The organism is Pseudoalteromonas sp. NZS37, assembly GCF_015864265.1.
Classification (GTDB): Bacteria; Pseudomonadota; Gammaproteobacteria; order Enterobacterales; family Alteromonadaceae; genus Pseudoalteromonas; species Pseudoalteromonas arctica.
Map to the genome: position 1 here is coordinate 159,135 of NZ_JADYXL010000006.1, position 20,518 is coordinate 179,652.

The window sequence follows — 20,518 nt, forward strand, 5'->3', positions numbered from 1 at the left end:
AAGCATTTATAAAACACTTATAAAGTACGGCTAAATAATGCAACCGCTTGTTGATACATATTAATTGCAAGGGCTGCATCGTATCGCTCACCTTCATCACGCATAAAGGCATGCTGGGCATTAACTTCTTGCCATTGGTAATTAATGCCAGTGCTTAAGCATTGCTGGTATATTTTAGTGCGGCCTTCCTTTGGCACATGCGGGTCTTGTTTACCCCATATAAAGTGAATTTCGCCTTGTATATCAGCCATGCGTTCAAATGAGTTGTTTCCAGCTTGTGCAGGCAATGTGTCGCTGTGAATGTCAGTCGCGTATAAGCAAAAAGCCGCTTTAATTTCAGGATTAAGCGCCGCTCTGTAAGCTAAATGCCCGCCAATACATACGCCCATGGCGCCCACTGTACCTGTGCAGTAATGCTGCTGCTTTATAAAATCGATCATGGTTTGCGTGTCGCTATCATGATGCTCAAGTGGTTTTGCCCACTTATCTGCATTGCCTTTATCTTTACCTGCATCGTCGTAAGCAAGTACAGTGCCCATAGGATTTAACTCGTGAAATACTTCCGGTACGAACACTACAAAACCATGGCTTGCTAAAATAGCTGCACTGCGAGCAATAGGTGCAGTTTGCTGAAAAATTTCAGAATAAAAAATAATAGCAGGGAATTGCCCTTGCGCCTGAGGGCGATATACGGTTGTTTGCATTAAACCTGTAGGTGTTGGCAAGTCTGCACTATGTTGTTGAATTATCATAAAAGCGCTCAGTTAAATAAAATTATATATAGTGTTATGGTAACTGAGCGCGATAAAATAAACGACTTTTGTTGTTGAGTATTTATACCAACCTGCATAAATCTTTGATCAATTTAACGAATTAAATTTCACTATAACGTCGTTAAAAATTTTTTATTTAGAACAACTAGATAAAAAAAATTTTGCCTAGTTCTAGCGTAATTTTCTTAACGTTAAATAGACCCCATATATAAGCAGATTGGTATTAAATACTTGCAGGCATTTTATTACAACTAGCGTAATAACTTACGGTAGCCGGCCAATCTGAAAATATAGCCATTACCCCCACGTCTTGTGCGAGCACATCAACGACCGTCATCATATCGCCATCGTTATCTATAACATCAGCAATTGATTGATAGTAATAACCACCACCTTCATTAAGCGGACCTGAGCGCTCAAGGCTCCATGCAATAAGCTCTAAACCTGCTGCTTTAGCGTCAATTGCGTATTGTGATGGCACAATATTGCTTTCGTTATCTATTGTTAGCATCATCCAAATTGGAGGGGCTAAAATTTTAACGCCATCAGCCACTAACTCATCCATACCCGGTTGCCATGTTTGTGGGTTACTTGTATCAAATCCGGCTTCACTGTCGCGACCATCTAGGTATACGCTTTTATCTGCAAAGTCAGGGTTAGTGTTAATCCAGTATTTTACGTCATCAAGGTTAAACGATTGCGGATAAACTCTTGAGGCTGGCACGCCCATTTGTGTGTACTCGTCTAGCATTTTTTGCGCATATTGCTCTTGCGTCATTCCATCAAATGGCATGCTTACTTGTGGTGATTTTAGCTCTGGGGTCATTTTCACCCCCATCCCATTAAACAGTGTAATGCTTTGTTTATGGGTCATCAATGTGCCGTTGGTGGCATATAAATCAGTGCGCCAACTTGGTGTACCATCCATGTAATCGGCAACGGTAGTTGCATTAGTGTTTGCACCATCCATTTTACCTTCAAGGGTTAAAAATTCCGCTAAGCTTATATCGCTGGTACAACACTTTGCAGAAGCAGCAACACCATTAGCAGGGTCTGCTGGTGTAAATGGCACACTGCATTTAGCTGCAAGTTCAGGAATGGCTAAAATATTAGTTGTGGTGTGTAAGTCGCATTGGGAGTGGCGACATACTAGTTCTTTATCGTTTGTAAATGTAACATCGCATTCAACAATGCCTGCGCCCATTCTAGCTGCAGCAATGTAGGCTTCTTTAGTATGCTCAGGGTATTGCATTGATGCACCGCGATGACCAATAGAAAAGTCGGTGCGGTAAAAAGGACCTTCACTGCATGACTCTAATTGTGTTTTTAAAGCGCTGTCGCTCATATCATTGACTAAATAATACGGACGAGTGCCTAGTTGAATATCTGGCGCATCACCGTTTGGTACTTCTACAATAACAGGCGTAGGTACTTCAACAATCTCAACTTCGGTGTTGGTAACAACCACTTCTTTTTCTACTATTTCTACATCGTCGTCGCAGCCAGCAAGTGTGGCTAACAATATACAGCCTGTAAGTAAGGTAATACGTTTCATTGTTTATCCTTAAAAAGTAAAATTTGTACTACCTTAATGATTATTAATGACAATTTAGCTACAAGTTTATTAATTTACTTTTTTATTAAGTATTTGATTCACTAATAATGCACCTAACATTATAGCTGCACCAATACTTAACCTAACTATGTCAGCATCTCTGTTCCAAATAAGCACGTTAACAATAATCCCTGCTGGGATAAGTAAGTTATTCATGACTGCCAGAGCTCCAACGTTAACGAGTGTTGCGCCTTTATTCCACATAAAGTAACCAAGGCCTGATGCAACAACCCCTAAATAAATCAATATGCCCCACTGAGTAGAAGTGGTTGGTAATTTATTTGAATTACCAAATAATGCATAACAAATTGTGGCAATAATAAGTGCGCCTATAAAAAACCATCCAAATACGGTTTTATCATCAAGCTTATTGTTCATCATTAAGCGTTTATAGGTTACTTGGCCTACAGCAAAACTTATGTTCGCACCTTGAACTAATAATAAGCCAATTATGAAATTGCTATTTAGGTTTTCGTAACGAATGGTGATTGCACCAATTACAGCAATAAGTGCGACTATAAAAAAGCGTGGGTTAAAATGTTTGTTCAATGCATCATTTAGCAAGGTAATGTACAAAGGAGTCATTACTGTAAATAGCAGTACTTCGGGGACGCTTAAAAATAAAAAGGAGTGGTAGTAAAAGCTATACATAACACCAAGTTGTATAGCGCCAATCAGCATAAGCTTTAAGGCTAAAGGTTTAGGTGTTTGTTTAAACTTTAAAAATGGTAAAAATACGAGGGTTGCTAGTGCTATGCGAATTAACACACTAAACCATGCATCAACCTGACCTGCTAAATACACGCCAATTAAACTAAATGAAAATGCCCAAAGTAAAGTTACTGCAAATAAGTACCGCATAGCCGTCGTCTTTAAATAATTAATGGCAGCAGTTTATCTGTTATAAATTAATGTATAAACAATAAAAGCCCGCAAGCGGGCTTTTATAAATTTAGTATATCAATAAATTAGTTTATTGATTACTCAACTAAACCACGGCGCTTAAGTAGTGCGTCGGTAGTTGGTTTCTGACCTCTAAACTCAATATAGCTTTGCATTAAGTCGCGGCTGTTACCTTTTGATAGGATTTCTTTACGGAACTTATCACCATTTTTACGTGTTAAGCCGCCGTTGTTTTCCATATGTGCAAAGGCGTCTGCTGCAAACACTTCAGTCCATAGGTACGCGTAGTAACCCGCTGAATAACCACCTGCAAATGTGTGGCTAAAGAAGTTTGATTTATAACGCGGTGGAACAGGGTAGTAAGCAATACCGTGTTTTTCTAGCGCGTCTTGCTCAAACTTTTGAACGTCAGCTACTTTTTTATCAGAACCAAATGAATGCCATTCCATATCAAGTAGTGCAGCGGCTAAGTATTCAGTAGTGCCGTAACCTTGGTTGAATTTTTGCGATTCAAGTACTTTATCAAGTAAAGCTTGTGGAATTGGCTCACCTGTCTTGTAATGCTTAGCATAGTTTGCAAGTACTGTTGGTTCAATCATCCAATCTTCATTTGCTTGCGACGGAAACTCAACAAAGTCACGTGCCGTTGCAGTACCTGCTAGGCTTGGGTATTTAACATCTGAGAATAACCCATGTGCAGCATGACCAAATTCATGGAACATAGTAGACACTTCGTCAAACGTCATTAGCGTAGGCTCGCCTGCAGCAGGTTTTGGAATGTTCTGCGCATTGTAAATAACAGGTTTGGTGCCTTTTAAGCCGCTTTCGCTAACGTATGCACTCATCCATGCGCCGCCACGTTTACCTTCACGTGCGTAAGGGTCTAAGTAAAATAAACCAATAGCGCTGCCATCAGCGTTAAATACTTCGTATACGGTTACATCTTCATGATAAACAGGAAGGTCTTTACGTTCTTTAAACGTAATACCGTACAGTTTGTTCATTGCAAAAAATAAGCCATCGTGAATAACCGATTGCATTTCAAAGTATGGTTTAACAAGTGCTGGATCTAAGTTGTACTTTTCTGCACGTACTTTTTCAGCATAAAAAGTCCAATCCCATGGTTTAAGCTCAAAGCTTTCGCCTGAATCGTTAATCACTTTTTGAATAGCGGCTGCTTCAATTTTTGCTTTTTCAACTGCTTTTGGTGCTAGGTCATCAAGGATGCCGTAAACGTTTTCAGTTGTTTGCGCCATACGCGACGTCATTACATAAGAAGCCCAATCTTTGTAGCCTAAAAGCTCTGCTTTTTGAGCGCGTAGGTTGGTTTCTTTAATAATAATAGGGCCGTTAGTTTTTGCTGCACGGTTTGCAGAAGCTTTAAAAATTCGCTCACGTAGGTCGCGGTTTTCAAGGCTGCTTAAAATTGGTTGTTGCGTTGTATTTACCAAAGTGATCATGTAGCCGTCTTTGCCCGCTTTTTTAGCTGAAGCTGCAAGGCCTGCAATTTCGCCTTCAGAAAGACCCGCTAATTCACTTTTATCTGTAACTACAATAACGTCTTCTTTAAACGATTTTAAAATGTTTTGTGAAAACGCAGTAGATAGCTGAGCTAGCTCTGAGTTAATTTCACGCATTTTAGCTTTTTCAGCGTCATTTAATTTAGCACCTGCTTTTACAAACTGCTTGTAGTAAAAATCAACTAGGCGTTTATCTTCTGCGTTTAATTTATCTTGATTGTCGTAAATTGTTTGTACGCGCTTAAATAATTCACCGTTTAAGTAAATATCATCTGAGTGAGCAGATAGTACCGGCGCCATTTTTTTGCTAATGCGTTGGTATTCGTCATCTGAGATTAAGCCTGATAAATTGAAAAACGCAGCCGATACGCGATTTAATAGCTCCCCTGACAATTCCATTTTAACTAAAGTATTTTTAAATGTTGCAGGAGCAGGGTTGTTAGCAATCGCTTGTACTTGCGCTGTATGCTGCGCAATACCAGCGTCAAAGCCTGCTTCGTAGTCTTTTGTACCAAATTTATCAAACTCTGGTGCCATGTATTGTAATGGGCTTGGCTTAAATAAAACATTGTTTGCGTTCATGTCTTGCACTTGTGCTGCGCCTTCTTTTGCCATGTTTTGTGTATCGTTAGATGAACAGGCCGATAATATTAAGGCACTAGCAATAGTAGTGGCGATCAGGGTTTTACGCATAATAACTCCATAGAAAGATTAGCCGGAATAGGCTTTGCGAGTCGAAAAACCTAGTTAACTTATCAAATTTTGGCGTTTATACAATAAAGTTTATCGGTATTAAGGGGGATTTGAACGCAAATTAGCTAATATTTAGCTTTAAGGGAGGTAAAAGTAGCTCTAAAAGTAAACACCTGAGCTACTTAATAAGTCGTTGAGTCATAATTGCTTAGTTATATCCAAGTACAAATTTTCTCTCAGAGCCAAAGTTGCTAGGTTGTTGTTGGCCAAACTCTTTGTTGATAGATGCCAGTGTTTGCTCTTGTTCTGCAAGAAGGCACAAAATTTTATTTCGGTAATCTAGGCTGCTTTCAAACAAATGTAAGTCTACCTGCGGCTGCAAAGTAGCGAGTCTTTGATTTAAAGTAAGTTGTGTCATATGTGATCTCCAGTGCTTGTACACTATTTATATAGCACTCGGTGCAATAAAGAGTTAATAAATTGTTCATAAAAAGTATATTGAACTTATTAACTTGGCGTTTTAGTTATATTATGACTGCTAAACTTACCCAACACTGAACCGCTTTCACTTTATAGCGATTTAAATTTAAAGCGCTCCTTTGCTTGTTTTGGAAAATAAATGACCTTAGAACACATAAACCAAATTCTTGCCTTTGTTGTATTTAGTTACAGCGATGTACACATTACCGTAGCAAAAATTATTAAAGTGCCTTTAATACTTTTCGCTATTTGGTTTATTGTGACGCGTATTGGCAAGCTAATAACAAAAACATTATTGGCAAAAAAGTTAAGCCAAGATGCCGTGCATTTATTTACACGTATCTACTTTATTTTAAGTATCGCTATTTTAATTTTTACATCTTTAGAAGTATTAAGCATACCGCTTACTGCGTTTGCTTTTGTTTCAGGTGCTATTGCCATTGGTGTTGGTTTTGGCGCGCAAAATATTATTAATAACTTTATTAGTGGCTGGATATTAATGTGGGAGCGCCCAATACGTATAGGTGACTTTTTAGAAGTAGGTAATGCAAAAGGTGTGGTAGAAACAATAAATACACGTTCAACACGTATTCGCCGAAACGATGGCGTACATATGCTTATACCTAACAGCCAACTACTAGAAAACACAGTAACAAACTGGACGCTAATAGATGGCAATGCACGCTCATCGGTCAGTGTAGGCGTTGCGTATGGATCAGACGTGATACTGGTTAAAAAGCTTATTCAACAAGTGCTTGATGATCATGAAGCAATATTGGCTAATCCAAAGTCATCGGTGTTATTTGATGACTTTGCAGATAGCTCGCTCGTATTTAACGCTATTTTTTGGGTGTGCGCCGAGTCTGAAACCATGCTTAGAAAAGTACGCAGTGATATTCGTTTTAGTATTTACGCTGTATTTGAAAAGCATGATGTAGTGATTGCTTTTCCGCAGCGTGATATTCATATCGACGGTGAAATTGCATTTAAGCGCTCATAGTTCAAATATAGTAAATATTAAAAGTCGCTCTTGGGCGGCTTTTAATAAAAACACAGGTGTTTCTATTTTAGGTTAACATGTAAAACAATCCCTTCTTCCTACTCCATTTTATTAAATTCAATAAAGGACATATGTCCTTAATATTAGGATTTTGCATCTAAATAGTGATAAAAACACGTGATTTTGTAGTTAAATGTTGCAAAAAAGTTTCTAATTATGTCTATATTTATGCAGTAAAATTGTCACACAATGGTATAATCTTAATCGTTCGTTCAGCCTTATAACATCGTTTTTGTACTCTCGGTAATAAGGTCCGCGCGCATGACGCAAGTCGCGAAAAATTGAACGAGCCCGCAATGAATACATTGCGCAACACAAAAAACCGTTGAACAAGAGTGCACAAAAAAGGTTAAACCCAACATGAAAGCAATGAAAAGATCTACGTTAGCTACCCTAATCAATGCAACGTTGTTCTCTGCAGTAGCAGGTACTTCATTTTCTTCTTTAGCTGCTGAAGAAAAAACAGCTAAAAAAAGTAATCAACTAGAAGTTATTCAAGTAACAGCCCGTAAACGTGTAGAAAACGCTCAAGAAGTACCAGTAGCAGTATCTGCTCTACAAGGTGATAACCTTGATGCGTATAGCTCAGCTGGTATGGATATTCGTTTTTTAAATGCGAAAATTCCAAGTTTATCTATTGAATCTTCATTTGGTCGTTCATTCCCACGCTTTTACGTTCGTGGTTTAGGTAATACCGATTTCGATTTGAATGCATCACAACCAGTATCACTTGTTGTTGATGAAGTCGTTCAAGAAAATGCAATTTTAAAAGGCTTCCCAGTATTTGATGTTGAACGCGTAGAAGTATTACGTGGTCCTCAAGGAACTTTATTTGGACGTAACACGCCAGCTGGCCTTGTTAAGTTTGATACTGTTAAACCAAGCCAAGAATTTGATGGTTATGGCTCTGTTTCATACGGTAGCCGTGGCGCTGTAGACACAAGTGGTGCTGTAGGTGGTGCTTTAACTGACCGTTTATCTGCTCGTGTTTCATTATTATGGCAAGATAAAGACGATTACATTGATAACCAAGCTCCAGGCTTTGAAGCTAAAGACGAGCAAGGTGGTTACACTGAAAAAGCGGCACGTGTTCAATTTTTATATGAAGGCGATGATTTTACTGCTTTATTAAACTATCACACACGTGATTTAGATGGCTCGCCAATTGCCTTTCGTGCAAATGTAATTAAAACGGGTACTAACGAGCTAGTAGATAATTATGAAAGTGATGTTGTTTATCAAGATGCGGCATCTCGTTCTACTCAACAAGTAGAATCTGAAGGTGCAAGCTTAAAGCTTGAGTGGGAACTTAAAAATCACACAATCACTTCAATTTCTGCATGGGAAAGTGCTGAAATTTATTCTCGCGCTGACATCGACGGCGGTTACGGTGCTTCTTATATTCCAGATTTCATGGGGCCTGGTTTTATCCCTTTCTCTTCAGAAAGTGCTGATGGCATTCCAGATCACGACCAGTTGACGCAAGAGCTACGCTTATCTAGTAACTTTGATGGCGATTTAAATTATCAAGTAGGTGTTTTTTACTTCGATGAAGAACTAACAATTGAAAACTACAGCTACGATACATTCTCAACACCCGATGCTGGTGCTTTAAATGGCTATGTTCGTCAACAGCAAGATACTACAGCTTGGGCTGTATTTGGTTCTGTAGATTATACTTTTTCAGATGATTTAAAAGTAACAGCGGGACTTCGCTACTCTGACGATGATAAAGATTTTGTCGCTGACCGTACACTTAGCCCAATTGGCGGTGGTGCTTTACTAGTAGAGCGTGATGTTAGTGACGACCATGTTAGCTGGGACTTATCTGCAAATTATAAAGTAAACGATGATGTTAACTGGTACGGCCGTGTAGCAAACAGCTTCCGCGCACCTAGTTTACAAGGTCGTATTTTGTTTGGTGATGATGTAACAACAGCTGAATCAGAAACTGTAACATCGTACGAAACAGGTATTAAATCAGACGTGTTAGATGGCCAAGGTCGTGTTAACGCGACTGTGTTTTATTACACAATGGACGACCAGCAACTTACCGCTGTAGGCGGTGGTGCTAACTTTAACCGTTTAGTTAATGCTGATAAAACGACTGGCTATGGTTTTGAGTTAGATACGCAGTGGGTATTAAGCGATGAGTTTAATGCAACGTTTAACTTAAGCTACAATAAAACAGAAATTAAAGATAACGATTTAGCTGTCGCTGTTTGTGCTCAATGTACTGTAACTGACCCAATTAATGGTTCTGGTCTTGCTGTACTTGATGGTAATAGCTTACCGCATGCTCCTGAGTGGATCTCTAACTTTACGCTCCGCTACACTAAAGAACTTGCCGATGGTAACTTCTTCGCTAGCGGTGATATTTCTTATCGCAGTAAAATCAATATGTTCCTTTACGAATCAGTAGAGTTTGAAGGTAAAGAGCTTATTGAAACAGGTTTGCGTACAGGTTACACATGGTCTGAAGGCGATTACGAATACGAAGTAGCCGCTTTTGTTCGTAACTTATTTGACGAGCAACAAGTTATTGGTGCTGTAGACTTTAATAACAATACGGGTATTGTTAACGAAGAACGTTATGTAGGTGCTGAGTTTAAAGTTAGATTTTTCTAACTAATAGCTAGAAGTATTTATTTTAAAAGCCTGCATTGCGCAGGCTTTTTTATTTGTATAACCCCTTTTAGAGCTGCTAAAGTAGCGCCTAATTGGTTTATTTAAAGAGAAGAGCAATGGCTGGATTTTGGAATTACCGTGTAATTTTTTGTGAAGCAACGAAAGATGAAGCAGCGCAATATCAAATACACGAAGTAGAATATAATCTGAACGGTAAAGTGACTAACTGGTCAGAAACAGGCGCAGCCCCTTTTGGTACAACACTTGATGAGTTGAAAGATGACTCAGATCGTTTAAAAACAGCATTTGAAAAGCCTGTACTTAAAGTTATGCGTAAAACGCGTGGCTACGAGCTTGTTGATGTTGAAACAGGTGAGGAAGCAACGGGTGAGCCACCAGCAGGCTTAACGCAATAACAACAATTTAATAAAAGGTGCTTAAGGCGCCTTTTTTATTGTCAAAATTTGGCTTAGGTTAAATAAGGAATGAGGATGACATTAGAAGCAGTATTATTTGATATGGATGGCACATTAGTTGATTCAGAAAGCATGCACTTTGTATGTTGGAGTAAACTACTTAAGCCTTATGGTGTTAGTTATTTAGAAAGTAATTTTTGTCAGCGCTTTTCAGGACGACCCACTTTAGAAGCTGCAATAGAGATTAAGCAAGAGCATAACTTATCAGTAAGCGCACAGTTTTTAGCGGATGAAAAATACAGTTTATTTGGCGAATATGTAATAACACATTTACCACCACTAATGCCGTTTACTGAGCAAACGTTGAAAGCTGTAAAAGCGAGTGGCTTAAAAATGGCGCTAGTAACGGGCAGTGCTAAAAGTGAAGCTATGCCAATACTTAAAGGTTTAGGATTTTATGAGCTGTTTGACACGGTGGTAACAAAAGACGATGTAACTAATCCTAAACCTGCTGGAGACCCATATTTACTGGCACTTAAGCAGATAAATATACAGGCAGGCAATGCAATCGCCGTTGAGGATACATTTACCGGCGTTACGGCGGCCAATAACGCCTTGTTACGTGTTGTAGCCATTGCTAATAGCCACACAAAAGATCACGATTTTAGCCAAGCTACCTATAAAATGAGTAACTTAGATGAGTTTTGGCAATGGGTGCAATCTCAACTATAGTTTAAGCCAACTTTTACTTGCTTGGATGCGCTAATGTCTACTATTAAACACCTGTTTTTAATTGTTTTTGTACTTTTTACGCAATGTATAAGTGCAGCACAACCCTCTGTTTTACTCGCGAAAGTATATGACGAAACTAAGCATTACGATGTAAGTAAATATTTAGTCAGTGAAAAATATGATGGCGTAAGAGCTGTATGGACCGGCACGCAGTTTGTTACTCGCAAGGGTAATATTATTAATGCGCCAAGTTGGTTTACAGCGCCATTGCCAAACGTATGGCTTGATGGTGAGCTGTGGACCAAACGTGAGCACTTTTCTGCGCTTAGTGGCATAGTAAGAACTAAAACCCCTAATAATCATGATTGGCAAACTATTACTTATAAAGTATTTGATATGCCAGATAAAACCCTGCCTTTTAGCATTCGCTATAAAAACTATAATGAGCTTATTACTAGCCTAAACTCGCCGCACATTAGCGTTGTAGTTCAATATAGCTTTACTAATAATGAGCAGCTCACAGAGTATTTTGAAAATATAACTAAGCAGGGCGGCGAGGGTGTAATGCTTCATTTGGCCAGTGCTAAGCACAGCAATGGGCGAAGCAGTGCATTACTAAAATTAAAGCCTTATTTAGATGCAGAAGCGATTGTAATTGCGCACTTACCAGGTAAAGGCAAATACCAAGGTATGTTAGGTGCATTAAGAGTAAAAACAGCACAAGGGCAGGTGTTTTCAATTGGTACTGGGTTTAATGATGCAGAGCGCGCCACTCCACCTGAGATAGGCAGCGCTGTAACGTACCGGTATCATGGCTTAACAAAAAACGGGTTACCGCGTTTTGCTAGTTTTTTACGAGTTAGAGATAATTTATAACATTTATAAATTTTACAAAGTGTGCTAAATTGCGCGGCCTTTTTGGTAATGTGTGGTGAAGTATGTTTGTAGGTTTTGATTACGGTAGTTCTAATTGTGCTATGGGTGTAATGAGCGAGGGTAATGTTCAATTAGTACCGCTAGAGCAAGGAAAACATTACTTACCGTCTACACTTTACACTCATCACAGTGCCTTGGTTGTTGACTTTGTTGCTAAGCACTTACATGGCACAGCCCATGAGCATGACTTTTTAACACAGCGCCAAGCATTATTAAATACCTTACCTCGTATTAAGTCAGACCTTGATTTACAGCCTTCAGATGAAACCCTATTTATTGGTCGTGAAGCGATTAGCGAGTACGTGCAGTTCCCTGAAGAAGGCTACTTTGTTAAGTCCCCTAAATCATTTTTTGGCGCAACAGGTTTAAAGCAAGGTCAAATTAACTTTTTTGAAGATATCGCAACCGCGATGATCTTAAAAATTAAGCAACGCGCTGAGCTCTCTTTAGGTAAAACACTTACACAAACAGTGATTGGTCGCCCAGTAAACTTCCAAGCTGTGGGTGGTGAGCAATCAAATCAACAAGCGGTCGGTATTTTAGAACGCGCTGCTAAACGCGCTGGTTTTAAAGACGTAGAGTTTTTATATGAGCCACTTGCTGCGGGTATCGATTACGAGAGTGATTTAACTCAGGATCAAAAAGTACTCGTTATTGATATTGGTGGTGGTACAAGTGACTGCTCATTTGTACAAATGGGCCCAAGCTTTAGAGGAAATAGCCAGCGCGATGGCGACTTTTTATCTCACAGTGGTAAACGTGTTGGCGGAAACGATTTAGATATTGCTTTGAGCTTTCATGGTTTAATGCCGTTATTGGGTTTAGGCAGTACGTTTAAATCAGGTCTACCTTTGCCTAATCAAGCGTTTTGGCAAGCGTGTAAAATTAACGATGTAAATTTACAAAGCCAATTCTATAGTGAAAGCCATACCCGAGAGCTAAATGCACAATTACGTGATGTAAGTGCACCTGAGCTTTATAAGCGTTTAATACATTTACAGCAAAACAAGCAGGGTCATCAGTTAGTACAACAAGGTGAAGCGGCTAAAATAGCACTTTCATCAGCTAGTGCGTTTGATTGTGATTTAAGCTTTTTAGATAGTGGGCTGAATAAAAATGTATCGGTAAGCGATTTAGCTGTTGCCGTTGAGAGTAGTATTAGCCAAATAGTTACTTTAGCAAAACAAGCAATCAGCGACGCTGCGACCACGCCAGACATTATTTACTTAACAGGCGGTAGTGCACAGTCACCATTGATTAAAGCGGCTTTAAGTGAGCACTTAGGTAATATAAAAATGGTTAACGGGGACCACTTTGGTAGTGTAACTGCTGGCCTGACTAAATGGGCCAGCATGCTTTATAAATAACCTAGATTACAATTGAGGTTTAAAGATCTATTTGTCGGGTTGCGAGGTATTTTTCGTAATCTGGCAATGTACGTTCAAGCTCTACATCCATAAGTGGTGAGCTTAATAACATATCTGCACTCACCTCATTACACGCCACCGGAATATTCCAAACAGCGGCTAAACGCAGCAGTGCTTTAACATCAGGGTCATGAGGCTGTGATGCTAATGGGTCCCAAAAAAATATCAAAACATGTATCTCATGTTCAGCTATTTTAGCGCCAAGTTGTTGATCGCCGCCCATAGGACCACTTAATAGCTGAACCACATCAAGTCCCGTGGTTTTTTGAATTAAATGCCCGGTAGTACCTGTGCCATATAAAGTGTGCTTACTTAGTATTTCTTTGTGCTTTTCACACCATAATTTTAATGCTGCTTTTTTACCGTCGTGGGCAACTAAAGCAATATTTTTTTGTGCGGGAAGAGATTGTGTTTTTTGTTCCATGCTGATTCTTTTTTATTAGTTAGCTTAAACTCTGGGTAATAAATCTCTTAACCAAAGTGCAGGTTAGTTAAAATAATAGATTGATAGCAAGGGCTATAAATACAATGCCGGTGATCCTATCAATCCAAAGTTGGCTATTTGGGTTACGTCTAAAAAACTGTGCAATTTTGTCGCCAAAATAAATATACGTGCAGTCAATCGGAAAAGCAAAAATAGGGTAAAGCAAGCCAAAAAAAGCGAGTTGAAAAGTAGCAGATGAAAGCGTTGGATCTACAAATTGCGGAATAAATGCAATAAAAAACAGCGCCACTTTAGGGTTTAGCACTTCAGTCATCATGGCTTGAAACATGACATTACTTTTTTTACTGGTACTTATATGCGGTTTATCGGTTTGCTTGTCATCAGATATAGGCTCTGGCTGCTTTAGCGTGCCTTTAATCATCATAAATCCCAAATAACATAAATATGCTGCGCCTACATATTGCACTGCGGCATAGGCACTTGGGGAAGCTTTTAGGACTGCGCTTAGGCCTACAACAGCAAATAGAGTATGAATAACCCCACCTAATGCAAAACCAAAAGCACTTTGCATACCGGCGCTTCGACCATTAGCAAATGTTTGTGCCATCAAAAATGCATTTGATGGCCCAGGTGCTACAGCCATTAAAAAGCTGGCTAATAAAAACGAGGCTAAAAAATCAGGATTGATCATTGAGCGCTTTTAGTTGGGTGTAAAGTATGTGCTTTTTTGCTCATTAAAATAATCCAAAGCGGAACTAGTAATAATAAATGAAAAGCAATTAACCACGGTGTACTTAACCCCAAATATTGGGTTAAAACAACGAGTATACTCGCGCCACTCATTTGCATAGCACCAAGTAATGCCGAGGCTGTGCCTGCTTGTTTAGGAAAACTCGACAGAGCCATACCTGCAGCTGAGCCTAAACTTAGAGCAAAGCCTAATGCTGCAATTAAAATAGGTAACATAAGCGCAAATGCCGTCTCTATACCGCTAAGGGCTAGCATTAAAACACCTGAAAAAACCAGTACACTCACACCGACACGCAAAGCACGTTGGCTATTTCGTTTAATGTACGTTGGTAAAATAAAACTAGCGACAATACTTATTACGGCGTTTAACGTAAACCAAAAAGTAAAGTCGGCTACAGTGCCGCCTAAATGCGTAATAAGCCAGCCTGGAGCTAGCGTCACATAAACTAATATTGCCGACATTGAGACCATGCAAATTAGGCTATTAAACAAAAATACCGGTGTTTTTATAATAGGTGTAAAGCGACGTAAATCTAAAATATGCCCCTGATAATGGCTATCAGCAGGACGAGTTTCTCTAAAAAAGAATAGCGTAACAACAAGCCCTACAATGGCAAACGCGGTTAAAAACATAAAGTTCATACGCCAACCAAATTGTACGGTAAGCCAAGCTCCTAAAATAGGTGCCATTGCCGGAATAAAGCACACAATCCCGTTAAGGTAGGTAATCATTTGTCCACTTCGTTCACTGCCATATTTGTCACGTACTATCGCAAATGCGACAACAAATGTGGCACAGGCTCCAAAACCTTGCAGGGCACGTGCAATCATCAATACTTCAAAAGAAGGCGAGTAATAGGCAAGTAATGCTGAGCCTGCATATAAACTTATACCTACTATAGCCACTGGCTTTCGGCCAAACCTATCGGCCAAAGGCCCCGCAATTAATTGGCCTAAACCTACTGTTAGCATAAAAATAGCAACGGTTTGCTGAACTTGTTGTTCTGTAACTGCAAATTGTTCTGCAATAGTAGGAAAAGCGGGTAAGTAAATATCGATTGCCATAGGGCAAAATATAACGAGTAACGCTAGGATAAGTAACAAAGTCATATTAGGTTTAGCGGGCTGTGTTTGCATTGAGTCTCCTTTTGCCGAGTATTTTAGGTGGGCACTCGTAAAAAAGAAAGGGCTTATGACCCCTGCATAGGTTGTCATTTTTATTTTTTGATTGGATTAAGCTAAAAAGGCAGTGTAAATGCACTTTTTAAAACTGGTCTGATGTGTTAATTTGAAAAAAGTAACTGTTGATGGAAAATAATAATGAGTAATAAATCTGCACTTGTACAAACATGGCATAAATTTAAGCGTCTACCTTTTGGGAATTGGCTTTTTACTAAAGCTGTTTGCTTTAAAGCGCCATATTTTGGTTCAATGAAACCTTACGTGCTCGACCTTCGAGAAGGGCATTGTAGTGCGTTGGTTAAAAATCGTCGCAGCGTTCATAATCATATTGGAACTATTCATGCTATTGCGCAGTGTAACTTAGCTGAATTGTGTGCAGGTGTAATGGTTGATGCAACAGTGCCAGTTAAAACGCATCGTTGGATCCCAAAAGGCATGACAGTTAGGTATTTGGCTAAAGTAGATACAGATGTAAGGGCAGTCGCTGAAATTGATTTACCGCATAAGTGGATTGATAAAGAAGACTTAGTAGTACCGGTTAAACTGTATAATACCCGCAATGAGCTTGTTTTCACTGCAGATATTACAATGTACATTACTGAAAAAAGGTAACTTACGTAAAGCTGATTCTACTTAGTTTTTATCAGCGGCTTGTTTATTTACAAATGATAAGTCGCTGCCATCTTCTTTCAATAATGCTTTAACTTCTTTTGCGGGTTTTAGTTCTTTTGAAATTAGTTCCGGCTCTTCTTTTTCAAAGCGCTGTTTTAAACTGCCTTCAATTACTGCACCTGCATCAATACTCAATGTATCGTGAAACACATCGCCATGAACATGAGCGCCACTTTGTACTTTCACTTCACTGGCATTAATTGAGCCAATAACTTTGCCTTTAACAATAACGCTTTTAGCTTCAACAATACCTTCAACAACACCCGTTGAGCCAATAACTAAATGCTCCACTTTTATATCGCCATCAATGCGGCCATCAAGCTGTACTTCACCTTGGCTAACTAAAGTGCCTGTAAGGCGTACGTCTTCAGAAATAATAGACGGAGTGTGATTTACTCTTTTTAAATTAGAGCTAACTGTTTTTTGTTTTTTTCTACCAAACACGAGAAAGCGCCTTTGTTATTTTTAGAGGATTGACTTGTTTACCGTTAAGTAATACTTCGTAGTGTAAATGAGTACCTGTACTTCTGCCTGTGCTGCCCATTAAACCGATTACATCATGTTTAGTGATTGATTGACCTTTCTTTACTTTAATTTTATTTAAGTGTCCAAATCGAGTCACTAAGCCATTTTTATGTTCAAGCTCAATAAAGTTACCATAACCACCATTGCGACCGGCACGAAGCACTACAGCGTCTGCTGGGGCAAATATCTCGGTTTTATGCCAACCGGCTAAATCAATTCCTTTATGAAAGGCATGATTACTATTCATTGGATCTTTTCTAAGACCAAAACTACTCGAAATATAATATTTAGCTTTAGCTAAGGGGAGGGTGTTTGGTAGTTCAGTTAAAAAGTTTTCTAAATTATTTAATGCTAATAACTTATCAACGATGGCTAAAAAGTGGCTTGGAATTTTTGTTTCGTTAAATGTATCAAGTGGGCCACCTTGTGCGGTTGTTTGGGCACTTAATATTAAGTGTTGCTCAAGCGCTGACTCAATTCCTGCGCCTTTGACCATAGCTAAAATGGCTTGATGACGTTCACTAATTTGGTTATCTAAATAGGTAAAGCTTTGCTCATAATGATTATTTAAGTTGGCCACTCTTGTTGCGAATGTAATTGGAACGATTAACTGTGCTTGTTTACCTTTTTGATTTTCATCGACTAATGGCTCATGAAATTCATTGCCATTTTCATTAATAGGTACATCAAGTTCTGTATCAAGCTTAATAACATCTTTGCTAATTGAAGCAGGAAGGGACTCTATCATGCTTTGCAGTAGCGCCTGCTTTTGCTCAAGTATCGCAAGTTGCTCTAACTGCGTTGCTTGAAGGGCTTGTTGCTCACTGACTTTTTGTTGCCAAAGTGTTTGCTTGTTTATTTGACTTTGTTCTATGTCAGATATTTTATTAGTTTGTGTGTAAACACGAAAGCTCGAAATACTCAGCCAAATAAAAGTGGCTAAAATAAGCGATGCTACAAGAAGTTGAAACCAAGAGGCTAAAACAACATGCTTAACTTCGCCATTTTGGCGAATAAGTAGCTGACGAGCTGGGAAAAATTTATGATAAAAAGACTTTATAAATACTGACATGGCATATAAACACTGGCTATTAACCGAATTAAGATAGCAATTTGAGTTAAAAAAGCTAGAAAAAAATTGTAACTGTTCAAAAATTAATAAAAAAGGGCTGCTTTTAGTAAGCAGCCCTTTTAATAATTTTTTTAATACTCGTATTACTTTGTAGGCAGTACTGTGCTCTCTACAGAGCCAAAACCTATGCGTGCATAGCCTTCTTTTTCACACCAGCCGCGCATAATAACGTTATCGCCATCTTCTAAAAAGCTACGTTGTTCGCCATTGCTTAGCGTAATTTTTTCTTTACCGCCACGAGATAGTTCAAGTAAAGAACCCGCTTCTTCGTGCGTTGGACCAGACTGAGTGCCCGAACCTAACATGTCACCTGGCATAAAGTTACAGCCATTTACTGTGTGGTGAGTAACCATTTGTGCCACAGTCCAGTAAGAGTGCTTAAAGCTAGATGTTGATACACGCGTTGGGTTATGGCCTTCGCTACGCATTTTTTGCGTTTGGATTTTAACATCCATTTGAATATCAAAAGCACCTTGGTCGCGATTCGCTTTTGACTCTAAATAGTCCATAGGCTGTGGATCGTTTTCATCACGCGTCCAGCTTGTTCTATAAGGCGCTAGCGCTTCGGTTGTAACAATCCAAGGCGATACAGTTGAGGCAAAGTTTTTAGCTAAAAAAGGACCAAGCGGTTGGTATTCCCACGCTTGCAAGTCACGTGCTGACCAATCGTTAAATACACAAAAGCCAAATACGTGGTTTTCTGCATTTTCGATAGCGATTGCATCGCCCAGTGCATTGCCTTTACCTAAGTAAATACCTAGTTCTAATTCGTAATCAAGACGTTTACAAGGACCGAATGACGGCACTTCTGCATCAGGCGCTTTAGTTTGGCCTTTAGGGCGATGAAATGTTTGACCTGATACGTCAATAGATGAAGAACGACCATGGTAACCAATGGGTACCCATTTATAGTTAGGTAATAATGGGTTGTCAGGGCGAAATAAACTGCCTACGGCTGTAGCATGATAAATAGAAGTGTAAAAGTCAGTGTAATCACCGATACGACAAGGCAAAGAAAACTCTATATCAGATTGTGCAACAAGCGTATCCCTAAGTGCTTGTTGGTGCTCAGAGCCTGCTCTTAGTGCTTTTGAAAGGGCTAAACGCAGTGCTGACCAATACTGCCCCCCTAAACCCATAAATGTATTTAGAGTTGCTTCACTTGCTGCATCAGCGGCTGTTTTAGCGTCACCTGTTAAAACATTTAATTTACTCAGTTTTGCTAAATCAATTACTTGGTCACCAATTGCAACACCACCACGAAAGGCCTCATCAGACCCTTTACGGCGAAACTCTGCAAACGGTAAGTTTTGAATAGGGAAGTCGCAATTATCAACATTAGCTGACTCTACCCAGCTGGTTAAATTAATATCGTGGGTTTCGTTAATTAGGCTCATTACATTTCCTTTGGATTTTACTGTATGGCGACAAGGTATAGTTTATTTAATCATACTTGTACTTGGCGCCATACTTTTTAAATATTAAAACGACAAAAAGCAGCGAAGTTCGCTGCTTTTAATTTACTCAAATATTTTATAAAACGCCGCGACGCTCTTGGTCGCGTTCGATTGATTCAAATAATGCTTGGAAGTTACCTTCACCAAAGCCACCATCATCAACGCGTTGGATCATTTCTATAAAGATTGGACCAAATAAGTTTTTAGAGAAAATTTGTAATAAATAACAATTTTCACTTTGGCTATCTACGAGTATCTGGTGCTTACGAATTTTTTCTTTATCTTCAGCAACCCAAGGTACTCGGTCAAAAATAGTATCGTAGTACTCTGGGATAATATCGAGCGTTGCAATTGTTGATTTATCAAGCTTATCAAGAGAACTTACTAGGTCATCTGTTAAAAACGCTAAATGTTGAACGCCTGGGCCGTTGTACTCACCAAGGTATTCATCAATTTGGTTGTTATCGTTACCTTTACCTTCGTTTATTGGAATAGAGAAGGTGCCACAAGGTGATTTTAGTGCATACGAAATAAGCGCTGTTTTTTGACCTTTAATGTCAAAGTAGCGTACTTCTGTAAAACCAAATACGTCTTTATAAAAGTTAGCCCATTTTTCCATGGTGCCTTTATAAACGTTATTGGTTAAATGATCGATTCGGATAAAGCCTTTATCTTCTACAACATTTTGCGTTTCTAAATCTTCAAAATCACTTTCGTAAATAGTGCCTTTGTCGCCAAAATTTTCAATAAAGTAAATTAGGCTGTCGCCAATGCCATAAATTGCAGGGTAAGGCATGTTTTTATGTGTTGAATCAGTGGCTGGTTTTGCACCACGCTCTACTGCAGTTTCAAATGCTTTTTGCGCATTCTCAACACGCCAACCCATTGAACAAATAGCAGGGCCATGGCTTTTAGCAAATTCTGCAGAAAAACCTTCACGCTCGTTATTCAGTAAAAAATGAATATCGTTTTGGTTGTAATAAACAATGTCTTTACCTTTGAATTTTTTAAGCTTAGAGAAGCCAAAATCAGTAAATACTTTATCCATATAATCAGCATCAGGTGTTGCGTACTCGGTAAATTCAATACCGACTAAACCTAAATAGTTATTTACTTCACTCATTATTATTACTCCCGCAATTAAGCACTGCGATTATGTGTTGTTGTCATAT

General features: G+C 39.0%; 19 protein-coding genes. 7 read left to right on the forward strand and 12 right to left on the reverse strand.

Annotated features, from left to right (window positions below; translation table 11 throughout):
- Positions 1-17: 17 nt before the first annotated feature.
- The 5 genes from I6F47_RS13200 to I6F47_RS13220 form a co-directional block, all read right to left on the reverse strand.
- A complete protein-coding gene (locus I6F47_RS13200; RefSeq protein ID WP_197183998.1) occupies positions 18-752 on the reverse strand; it encodes a dienelactone hydrolase family protein in 735 nt (244 codons plus the stop codon).
- Positions 753-996: 244 nt separating this feature from the next.
- Positions 997-2,328, reverse strand: a complete 1,332-nt coding sequence (locus I6F47_RS13205; protein WP_197183999.1) for a glycerophosphodiester phosphodiesterase family protein — start codon at positions 2,326-2,328, stop codon at positions 997-999.
- Positions 2,329-2,397: 69 nt separating this feature from the next.
- Positions 2,398-3,249 carry a carboxylate/amino acid/amine transporter gene (locus tag I6F47_RS13210; RefSeq protein WP_197184000.1) on the reverse strand — a complete coding sequence of 284 codons (852 nt, stop codon included), beginning with the start codon at positions 3,247-3,249 and terminating at the stop codon, positions 2,398-2,400.
- A 119-nt stretch (positions 3,250-3,368) separates the two neighbouring features.
- The gene (locus tag I6F47_RS13215) at positions 3,369-5,504 is read right to left on the reverse strand and encodes a M3 family metallopeptidase (protein ID WP_165721311.1); all 2,136 of its coding nucleotides are present in this window, start codon (positions 5,502-5,504) and stop codon (positions 3,369-3,371) included.
- Positions 5,505-5,712: 208 nt separating this feature from the next.
- Positions 5,713-5,922 carry a hypothetical protein gene (locus tag I6F47_RS13220; RefSeq protein ID WP_024590275.1) on the reverse strand — a complete coding sequence of 70 codons (210 nt, stop codon included), beginning with the start codon at positions 5,920-5,922 and terminating at the stop codon, positions 5,713-5,715.
- Positions 5,923-6,123: 201 nt separating this feature from the next.
- Between I6F47_RS13220 and I6F47_RS13225 the strand changes: the two genes are divergently transcribed.
- The 6 genes from I6F47_RS13225 to yegD all read left to right on the forward strand — a co-directional run bounded on the left by I6F47_RS13225 (position 6,124) and on the right by yegD (position 13,123).
- A complete protein-coding gene (locus tag I6F47_RS13225; RefSeq protein WP_007581304.1) occupies positions 6,124-6,984 on the forward strand; it encodes a mechanosensitive ion channel family protein in 861 nt (286 codons plus the stop codon).
- A gap of 420 nt (positions 6,985-7,404) precedes the next feature.
- Positions 7,405-9,672, forward strand: a complete 2,268-nt coding sequence (locus I6F47_RS13230) for a TonB-dependent receptor (RefSeq protein ID WP_165721312.1) — start codon at positions 7,405-7,407, stop codon at positions 9,670-9,672.
- Between the two features lie 116 nt (positions 9,673-9,788).
- Positions 9,789-10,088 carry a hypothetical protein gene (locus I6F47_RS13235; protein WP_101217785.1) on the forward strand — a complete coding sequence of 100 codons (300 nt, stop codon included), beginning with the start codon at positions 9,789-9,791 and terminating at the stop codon, positions 10,086-10,088.
- A 75-nt stretch (positions 10,089-10,163) separates the two neighbouring features.
- Positions 10,164-10,820 carry an HAD family hydrolase gene (locus I6F47_RS13240; RefSeq protein ID WP_101217786.1) on the forward strand — a complete coding sequence of 219 codons (657 nt, stop codon included), beginning with the start codon at positions 10,164-10,166 and terminating at the stop codon, positions 10,818-10,820.
- A gap of 33 nt (positions 10,821-10,853) precedes the next feature.
- Positions 10,854-11,696, forward strand: coding sequence for a DNA ligase (locus I6F47_RS13245; RefSeq protein ID WP_101217787.1), 843 nt, complete (start codon positions 10,854-10,856; stop codon positions 11,694-11,696).
- A gap of 62 nt (positions 11,697-11,758) precedes the next feature.
- A complete protein-coding gene (gene yegD / locus I6F47_RS13250; protein WP_007581315.1) occupies positions 11,759-13,123 on the forward strand; it encodes a molecular chaperone in 1,365 nt (454 codons plus the stop codon).
- Between the two features lie 19 nt (positions 13,124-13,142).
- Here yegD and I6F47_RS13255 read toward each other — a convergent pair whose 3' ends face one another.
- The 3 genes from I6F47_RS13255 to I6F47_RS13265 form a co-directional block, all read right to left on the reverse strand.
- Positions 13,143-13,607 (reverse strand): methylglyoxal synthase, encoded by a 465-nt coding sequence (locus I6F47_RS13255; protein WP_002958191.1) that lies wholly within the window; start codon positions 13,605-13,607, stop codon positions 13,143-13,145.
- A gap of 67 nt (positions 13,608-13,674) precedes the next feature.
- A complete protein-coding gene (locus I6F47_RS13260) occupies positions 13,675-14,319 on the reverse strand; it encodes a LysE family translocator (protein ID WP_101164159.1) in 645 nt (214 codons plus the stop codon).
- Positions 14,316-15,515: a multidrug effflux MFS transporter gene (locus I6F47_RS13265; RefSeq protein ID WP_101164158.1), complete on the reverse strand. Its 1,200-nt coding sequence runs from the start codon at positions 15,513-15,515 to the stop codon at positions 14,316-14,318. Before I6F47_RS13265 ends, I6F47_RS13260 begins: the two co-directional genes overlap by 4 nt.
- A 183-nt stretch (positions 15,516-15,698) precedes the next feature.
- Here I6F47_RS13265 and I6F47_RS13270 point away from each other — a divergent pair, with 183 nt between their 5' ends.
- Entirely contained in the window at positions 15,699-16,172 is a 474-nt protein-coding gene (locus I6F47_RS13270; RefSeq protein WP_007581322.1) for a hotdog fold domain-containing protein, read from the forward strand.
- A 21-nt stretch (positions 16,173-16,193) separates the two neighbouring features.
- On the opposite strand, the gene I6F47_RS13275 is transcribed toward I6F47_RS13270, so the two are convergent.
- The 4 genes from I6F47_RS13275 to hppD form a co-directional block, all read right to left on the reverse strand.
- On the reverse strand, positions 16,194-16,676 hold the full coding sequence (locus I6F47_RS13275) for a bactofilin family protein (RefSeq protein WP_007581324.1): 483 nt from the start codon (positions 16,674-16,676) through the stop codon (positions 16,194-16,196).
- Complete coding sequence (locus I6F47_RS13280) at positions 16,666-17,829, reverse strand: M23 family metallopeptidase (RefSeq protein ID WP_165721313.1); 1,164 nt, start codon at positions 17,827-17,829, stop codon at positions 16,666-16,668. The genes I6F47_RS13275 and I6F47_RS13280 overlap by 11 nt, the downstream gene beginning before the upstream one ends.
- Before the next feature lie 143 nt (positions 17,830-17,972).
- Positions 17,973-19,286, reverse strand: coding sequence for a fumarylacetoacetase (gene fahA / locus I6F47_RS13285; protein ID WP_165721314.1), 1,314 nt, complete (start codon positions 19,284-19,286; stop codon positions 17,973-17,975).
- A gap of 136 nt (positions 19,287-19,422) precedes the next feature.
- Complete coding sequence (gene hppD / locus I6F47_RS13290; RefSeq protein WP_010555129.1) at positions 19,423-20,469, reverse strand: 4-hydroxyphenylpyruvate dioxygenase; 1,047 nt, start codon at positions 20,467-20,469, stop codon at positions 19,423-19,425.
- Positions 20,470-20,518 lie beyond the last annotated feature (49 nt).

Excerpts from the sequence above, each read along its gene's own strand:
- I6F47_RS13255 (WP_002958191.1), bottom strand. The coding sequence starts at position 13,607 with ATGGAACAAAAAACACAATCTCTTCCCGCACAAAAAAATATTGCTTTA.
- I6F47_RS13205 (WP_197183999.1), bottom strand. The coding sequence starts at position 2,328 with ATGAAACGTATTACCTTACTTACAGGCTGTATATTGTTAGCCACACTT.
- I6F47_RS13260 (WP_101164159.1), bottom strand. The coding sequence starts at position 14,319 with ATGATCAATCCTGATTTTTTAGCCTCGTTTTTATTAGCCAGCTTTTTA.
- fahA (WP_165721314.1), bottom strand. The coding sequence starts at position 19,286 with ATGAGCCTAATTAACGAAACCCACGATATTAATTTAACCAGCTGGGTA.
- yegD (WP_007581315.1), top strand. The coding sequence starts at position 11,759 with ATGTTTGTAGGTTTTGATTACGGTAGTTCTAATTGTGCTATGGGTGTA.
- I6F47_RS13240 (WP_101217786.1), top strand. The coding sequence starts at position 10,164 with ATGACATTAGAAGCAGTATTATTTGATATGGATGGCACATTAGTTGAT.
- I6F47_RS13215 (WP_165721311.1), bottom strand. The coding sequence starts at position 5,504 with ATGCGTAAAACCCTGATCGCCACTACTATTGCTAGTGCCTTAATATTA.
- I6F47_RS13225 (WP_007581304.1), top strand. The coding sequence starts at position 6,124 with ATGACCTTAGAACACATAAACCAAATTCTTGCCTTTGTTGTATTTAGT.
- I6F47_RS13200 (WP_197183998.1), bottom strand. The coding sequence starts at position 752 with ATGATAATTCAACAACATAGTGCAGACTTGCCAACACCTACAGGTTTA.
- I6F47_RS13265 (WP_101164158.1), bottom strand. The coding sequence starts at position 15,515 with ATGCAAACACAGCCCGCTAAACCTAATATGACTTTGTTACTTATCCTA.
- hppD (WP_010555129.1), bottom strand. The coding sequence starts at position 20,469 with ATGAGTGAAGTAAATAACTATTTAGGTTTAGTCGGTATTGAATTTACC.
- I6F47_RS13245 (WP_101217787.1), top strand. The coding sequence starts at position 10,854 with ATGTCTACTATTAAACACCTGTTTTTAATTGTTTTTGTACTTTTTACG.
- I6F47_RS13230 (WP_165721312.1), top strand. The coding sequence starts at position 7,405 with ATGAAAGCAATGAAAAGATCTACGTTAGCTACCCTAATCAATGCAACG.
- I6F47_RS13210 (WP_197184000.1), bottom strand. The coding sequence starts at position 3,249 with ATGCGGTACTTATTTGCAGTAACTTTACTTTGGGCATTTTCATTTAGT.
- I6F47_RS13280 (WP_165721313.1), bottom strand. The coding sequence starts at position 17,829 with ATGTCAGTATTTATAAAGTCTTTTTATCATAAATTTTTCCCAGCTCGT.
- I6F47_RS13270 (WP_007581322.1), top strand. The coding sequence starts at position 15,699 with ATGAGTAATAAATCTGCACTTGTACAAACATGGCATAAATTTAAGCGT.
- I6F47_RS13220 (WP_024590275.1), bottom strand. The coding sequence starts at position 5,922 with ATGACACAACTTACTTTAAATCAAAGACTCGCTACTTTGCAGCCGCAG.
- I6F47_RS13235 (WP_101217785.1), top strand. The coding sequence starts at position 9,789 with ATGGCTGGATTTTGGAATTACCGTGTAATTTTTTGTGAAGCAACGAAA.